The 6,366-nt window shown below is 61.5% G+C and carries 7 protein-coding genes; 5 read left to right on the top strand and 2 right to left on the bottom strand.

Annotated elements, in window-relative coordinates:
* Window positions 1-580, bottom strand: a 580-nt coding sequence (locus tag DXT77_RS09095; RefSeq protein ID WP_147406989.1) for a POTRA domain-containing protein, incomplete at its 3' end; no start/stop codon positions are given.
* 237 nt (window positions 581-817) lie between these two features.
* On the bottom strand, window positions 818-1,267 hold the full coding sequence (locus DXT77_RS09090) for a helix-turn-helix domain-containing protein (protein ID WP_085711606.1): 450 nt from the start codon (window positions 1,265-1,267) through the stop codon (window positions 818-820).
* A gap of 181 nt (window positions 1,268-1,448) precedes the next feature.
* On the opposite strand from DXT77_RS09090, the gene DXT77_RS09085 reads away from it, so the two are divergent.
* From DXT77_RS09085 to argE, 5 genes are all read left to right on the top strand, one after another.
* A complete protein-coding gene (locus DXT77_RS09085; protein WP_119427397.1) occupies window positions 1,449-2,267 on the top strand; it encodes an alpha/beta fold hydrolase in 819 nt (272 codons plus the stop codon).
* A 259-nt stretch (window positions 2,268-2,526) separates the two neighbouring features.
* The gene (locus DXT77_RS09080) at window positions 2,527-3,834 is read left to right on the top strand and encodes an NAD(P)/FAD-dependent oxidoreductase (protein WP_119427396.1); all 1,308 of its coding nucleotides are present in this window, start codon (window positions 2,527-2,529) and stop codon (window positions 3,832-3,834) included.
* 58 nt (window positions 3,835-3,892) lie between these two features.
* Window positions 3,893-4,309 (top strand): RidA family protein, encoded by a 417-nt coding sequence (locus DXT77_RS09075; protein ID WP_085711367.1) that lies wholly within the window; start codon window positions 3,893-3,895, stop codon window positions 4,307-4,309.
* A 27-nt stretch (window positions 4,310-4,336) separates the two neighbouring features.
* Window positions 4,337-5,014 (top strand): DUF1028 domain-containing protein, encoded by a 678-nt coding sequence (locus DXT77_RS09070; protein ID WP_119427395.1) that lies wholly within the window; start codon window positions 4,337-4,339, stop codon window positions 5,012-5,014.
* Window positions 5,011-6,159: an acetylornithine deacetylase gene (argE, locus tag DXT77_RS09065; protein WP_119427394.1), complete on the top strand. Its 1,149-nt coding sequence runs from the start codon at window positions 5,011-5,013 to the stop codon at window positions 6,157-6,159. The genes DXT77_RS09070 and argE overlap by 4 nt, the downstream gene beginning before the upstream one ends.
* Window positions 6,160-6,366 lie beyond the last annotated feature (207 nt).

Genomic DNA, 6,366 nt, shown 5'->3' with positions numbered 1-6,366 from the left:
GGTTGAGCTGATCGACCATCTGCTCGATCTCGCGCAGGTTGACCAGTTCGCCGGCCTTGCCGGGAAACGCCATCGACAGCTCACGCTCGGACAGCTTGCTGTTCTCGGCGCCTTTCAGGCTTTCGAGCTTGCCTTCGACCACCAGCACTTTCAGGTGCCCGGCGGACAGATCCTGTTGTGGCAGGTAGGCACGGCTGGTCACCAGCCCCTTCTCGATGTAGTGGTCGGTGATGACTTTGAGCAGTTCGTTGAGCTGCGGCACGCCCAGGCACTGGCCGATGTAAGGCTTGAGCAGACGCGCCTTGTCGCTCTCCGACAGGCTGTCGGCACCTTTGAGTTCGATGTCCTTGATCGGGAAGCAACGGGTGTCGGTCGGTGCCGCCGGTTGAACTGGCTTGGCTTCCTTGCCCGGCAGGTCCTTGAGTTCTTCCAGCCGCCGTTGTTGCTCTTCAAGCAGGCGATTCTGACGGTCGCGGATCAGGTCGGTGTCACCGGGGGTGGGTGCAGCAAATACAGCATCAAGCGGAGAAAGGCACAGCAAAGCCAGGCACAACCTCGCCACGAGGGCGGGTGAGGACATGTTCGATCCCTCGAGACGGAAAGCGATATCAGAATAATGGCACTATGTTAAAGTGCCACTATTCTGGCGTCAATTTAAGGATTTACCGAAATAGTGTTGCCGATGAACGGCATCGGTGAAATCGTCCGACTCCGACAGAGATGCAGGATGTTTCGCAGATCAACCAGGGAAAACCGGCCACAGCATCTGAGAACGTTCCGAGAAGCGAAACATCCGACAGATCCGGCTCACTTCACTTCAATGCTCAACAGCCCGTTTCGTCGCCACATCCTCCGGCGCCAGTACCCGGCCATCGGCTGACAGCAATTCCAGCTTCCTGATCGGCTTCCCCTTCTGCGCATCGACCATCACCGATCCCGACTCACCCGGCTCGAACATGAACTCCCCGCCCCACTGCGACAGCGCGACGATCACGGTTTGCAGCGCCCGGCCCTTTTCCGTCAGCACGTATTCCTTGTAGGCACTGCCATCGGACGCCGGCACCAGGCGCAGGATGTCGCGCTCCACCAGGCCTTTGAGGCGAACGCTCAAGATGTTCTTGGCGATTTCCAGACTTCTCTCGAAATCGCCGAAACGGCGGATGCCTTCCAGCGCATCGCGGACGATCAGCAACGACCACCAGTCGCCGATCAGGTCCAGCGTCCGGGCGACCGGGCAGGCATTGCCGGCAAGACTTTTGCGCTTCATTTCGTATATCTCCGGCAAACGAAAGATGGGATGCGGTTGCATCTTACAACTCATGTCGCAGAAGCGATAACACCGGCCACTACGAACTTAGCACCTGCGTACAAGTGGCCGAACTGCTTTGCCGCGATAGTGATTGCTGCCACCACGGCAACCACATAGAGCCAATCTCCAAGGAGTTTCCATGAGCACGTTCACCACCCAAGACGGAACCGAGATCTATTTCAAGGACTGGGGCAGCGGCAAGCCCGTGCTGTTCAGCCACGGTTGGCCGCTGGACGCCGACATGTGGGAATACCAGATGCAATACCTGAGCAGCCGCGGCTACCGCACCATCGCCTTCGACCGTCGCGGTTTCGGCCGCTCCGGGCAGCCATGGACCGGATACGACTACGACACCTTTGCCGACGACATCGCGCAGTTGATCGAGCACCTCGACCTGCGTGACGTGACTCTGGTCGGCTTCTCCATGGGCGGCGGCGATGTCAGCCGCTACATCGCACGCCACGGCAGCGAGCGCGTTGCCGGGCTGGTGCTGCTGGGCGCGGTGACGCCGCTGTTCGGCAAGAAGCCGGACTTTGCCGAAGGCGTCGACAAGTCGGTGTTCGACGGAATCAAGGCCGGCCTGCTGAAAGACCGCGCACAGTTCATTGCCGATTTCGCCGCGCCGTTCTACGGCACCAACCAGGGCCAGAAAGTCTCCGACGGCGTGCTGACGCAAACCCTGAATATCGCGCTGCTCGCCTCGCTCAAAGGCACCGTGGATTGCGTCACTGCATTCTCGGAAACCGACTTCCGCCCGGACATGGCGAAAATCGATGTGCCGACCCTGGTGATTCATGGCGACGGCGATCAGATCGTACCGTTCGAAACCACCGGCAAACGCGCTGCGGCGCAGATCAAGGGTGCCGAGCTGAAAGTCTATGCAGGCGCGCCGCACGGCTTTGCGGTCACCCATGCGCAGCAATTGAATGAAGACCTGTTGGCGTTTCTTGATCGCTGAGTCCGTGTGATCTGATCACGCCTTGCAAAGGGCCGCCGACAACCCTGTCGGCGGCCCTTTTTTTCGTTGTCCCGGATTCCGGTGCCATGACGAGGCCCAGTATTTACGGGGCTTTGAAGCCTCTGCATCACGTTTTTATCTTCACATGCCAGCTTAATAATATTTTACCGATAACCACCCCCTCCCTAGTCTGATCCCAAGCACAGAGAACAGGTCGACAGCGGCCTGAATCCAACGGCCTCGTGAGAAGGGATCAGAGATGACCACTGAAATAATAAAAACAGACACGCTTGTTGTCGGCGCCGGTCAAGCGGGTGTGGCCATGAGTGAACACCTGAGCAAACTCGGTGTGCCGCACCTGGTGGTGGAGCGCAGCCGCATCGCCGAACGCTGGCGCACCGGGCGCTGGGATTCGCTGGTGGCTAACGGTCCGGCGTGGCACGACCGGTTTCCGGGGATGGAATTCGACGATGTCGATCCGGACGGCTTCGCCCACAAGGAGCGCGTTGCCGATTACTTCGAAGCCTATGCGAAGAAATTCAACGCGCCGATCCGCACCGGCGTCGACGTGAAAAGCGTAGCGCGCAATGTCGGTCGTCCGGGCTTCACCGTCGAGACATCCGAAGGCGTGATCGAAGCCGCCCGGGTCGTCGCTGCGACTGGCCCGTTCCAGCGCCCGGTGATCCCGACCATTGCGCCAAAAGATGAGCGTCTGCTGCAGATTCACTCGGCCGACTACCGCAACCCGCAACAGCTGCCGGCCGGTGCGGTGCTGGTGGTCGGTGCCGGTTCATCGGGCGTGCAGATCGCCGATGAACTGCAGCGTTCGGGCAAGCAGGTTTACCTCTCGGTCGGCGCTCACGATCGCCCGCCTCGCGCTTATCGCAACCGTGATTTCTGCTGGTGGCTCGGCGTGCTCGGCGAGTGGGATCAGGCCGCAATGAAACCCGGCCGCGAGCACGTGACCATCGCCGTCAGCGGCGCCCATGGTGGCCGCACCATCGACTTCCGTGGTCTGGCCCATCGCGGCATGACCCTGGTCGGCGTCACCGAATCGTTCAGCAACGGCGTGGTGACCTTCAAACAGGACCTGCGCGACAACCTCAAGCGCGGCGACGAGAACTACCTCGCGCTGCTGGATGCGGCCGATGCCTACATCGAACGCAACGGCCTCGATCTGCCGCTGGAACCGGAAGCCCGGGAAACCTACCCGGACCCTGAATGCGTGAAAAACCCGCTGGCCGATCTCGATCTGGCCGCCGCCGGCATTACCTCGATCATCTGGGCCACCGGGTTTGCCGTGGACTATTCCTGGCTGAAAGTCGCCGCGTTCGATGACAACGGCAAGCCGCAGCACCAGCGCGGAGTGTCCAGCGAAGCGGGTGTGTATTTCCTCGGTCTGCCGTGGCAGTCGCGGCGCGGTTCGTCGTTCATCTGGGGCGTGTGGCACGACGCCAAGCACGTGGCCGATCACATCGCCACCCAGCGCAAATACCTGGCCTATCGCGATGCCGAACAACGCGAAGCCGCTCTGCACAACAAAGCCGCCGACACCGTCGACGCTTGATTTCCCACTTCAATACCGGCGCCTGTCGCGCCGGCTTCGATTTCGTCAGGAGCCTCAAATGAGTCAGCCAACCCACACCCGCATCCGCATGTTCAACACCAAGGACACTTACCCGAACCAGACCCTGGACAACGACCTGTGCCAGGCCGTACGCGCCGGCAATACCGTGTATGTCCGTGGTCAGGTCGGCACCAATTTCGATGGTGAACTGGTCGGCCTCGGCGACCCGCGCGCGCAGGCCGAACAGGCGATGCGCAACGTAAAACAACTGCTCGAAGAGGCCGGCAGCGACCTGAGCCATATCGTCAAGACCACCACGTACCTGATCGATCCGCGCTACCGCGAGCCGGTGTATCAGGAAGTCGGCAAGTGGCTGAAAGGCGTGTTCCCGATCTCCACCGGGCTGGTGGTGTCGGCGCTGGGTCAGCCGCAGTGGCTGATGGAAATTGATGTGGTTGCGGTGATTCCCGAGTAATTCGACCTTAGCGAAAGGAGGCCACACATGACATTTTCCATCGCCGCCCGCTGCCCCGAAACCGGTCAGTTCGGCATCGCCATCAGTTCCTCCAGCATCGCCGTCGGCGCCCGCTGCCCGTGGCTGCTGCCCGGTGTCGGCGCGGTGTCGAGCCAGAACATCACCCTGCCGTCGCTCGGCCCGGAAGTGCTCGCTTTGATGGAGCAAGGCCTGGCGCCCGAGGCGGCGCTGGACAAGGTGCTGACCCGCAACGGCTACAGTCAGTATCGGCAGATCACGGCGATCAACCACCTCGGCCAGACCGCGCATTTCAGCGGCGCACAAACCCTCGGCGTGCACAACGCGGTGTCGGGCGAGCAATGCGTGGCGGCGGGCAACATGCTCGCCGGGCGCTCGGTGATCGAAGCCATGGTCGGCGCGTTCGAGGATGGCGAAGGCCAATTGGCCGACCGCCTGATCAAGGCCTTGCACGCCGCCCAGGCCTTGGGCGGTGAAGCGGGTCCGGTGCATTCGGCCGCCGTGGTCGTGGTCGGCGAACTGACCTGGCCCATCGTCAACCTGCGGGTGGACTGGGCCGATGAAGACCCGATCGGCCAGTTGCAGGATCTTTGGGACGCCTATCGTCCGCAACTGCAGGACTACATCGACCGCGCCCTCGATCCGGCCAAGGCGCCGGGCTACGGGGTTGCCGGAGACGACCGATGAGCGACAGCGTCGCGTTGCTCAAGACGCTGGTGGGATTCGACACCACCAGCCGCGAGTCCAACCTGCAACTGATCGAATTCGTGCGCGACTACCTCGAACGGTTCGATGTGCCGTGCGAGCTGATCTACAACGATGAGCGCAGCAAGGCCAATCTGTTCGCCACGTTTGGCCCGGCGGATTTGCCGGGCATCGTGTTGTCGGGGCACACCGACGTGGTGCCTGCCGATGGTCAGCCATGGACCGTGCCGCCGTTCGAACTCAGCGAGCGCGACGGCAAGTTGTACGGTCGTGGCACGGCGGACATGAAGGGCTACATCGCCTGCGTGTTGGCTTTGGTGCCGTCGTTGATCGACGCACCGTTGCGCCTGCCGGTGCACATCGCCCTGTCCTACGACGAAGAGGTCGGTTGCCTCGGCGTGCGTTCGTTGCTCAAGGTGCTGGAGCAGCGTCCGGTCAAACCGCTGCTGTGCATCATCGGCGAACCGACCGAGCTCACACCGGTGCTCGGGCACAAGGGCAAACTGGCGATGCGCTGCGATGTTCAGGGTCACGCCTGTCACTCGGCCTACGCGCCGCTTGGGGTTAATGCCATCGAATGCGCCGCCGAACTGATCGGCGAATTGGGACGCATCGGCCGGCAACTCAAGGATGAACATCGCGACCCGCGTTTCGACCCGCCGTATTCCACGGTGCAAACCGGTGTGATCAGCGGCGGAAAAGCCCTGAACATCGTCCCTGCCGATTGCCGTTTCGACTTCGAAATCCGCGCCCTGCCCTCGCAGGATCCGGCTATCGTCGCGCAGCAACTCAAGGCTTACGCCGAACAGCAAATGCTGCCGCGCATGCGGGCCGTCAGCGAGCAAAGCGATATCCGATTCAGCGAGTTGTCGGCGTATCCGGGGCTGGCGACGGATGCCCGGAGTCAGGCTGCGCAATTGATCGCCACGTTCTGTGGCTCGGACGATTTCGGCACGGTGGCATTCGGCACTGAAGGCGGATTGTTCGACGCAGTGGGGATTCCCACGGTGGTGTGCGGTCCCGGCAGCATGGATCAGGGCCACAAGCCGGACGAGTTCGTCAGCCGCGATCAGCTCAAGGCCTGCGATGCGATGCTGCAACGGATGCTGGCTTCGATTCGCCTTTGAAAAAACGGTCTGGCTGCTGGATAAAAGTCCGCAGCCAAGCCGCAACAACACCGACAGACAGCTGCTCCAATGGAGGTCAGCTGCGTTGTCGCTCATGGCGCTGAAAAACCCGAAACAGAGCGCTTTCAGCTGACCGGAGAGCCTCGTTTTTTTAACGCCTGAAGCAACAAAACTACTAATTTATCTCTCCCCTTTCCTTGCCCATGA

It is taken from the genome of Pseudomonas sp. 91RF, from assembly GCF_003576265.1.
Lineage (GTDB): Bacteria > Pseudomonadota > Gammaproteobacteria > Pseudomonadales > Pseudomonadaceae > Aquipseudomonas > Aquipseudomonas kribbensis.
Note: the sequence above shows the minus strand (reverse complement) of the source record. Positions and strands in the feature narration are given on the sequence as shown.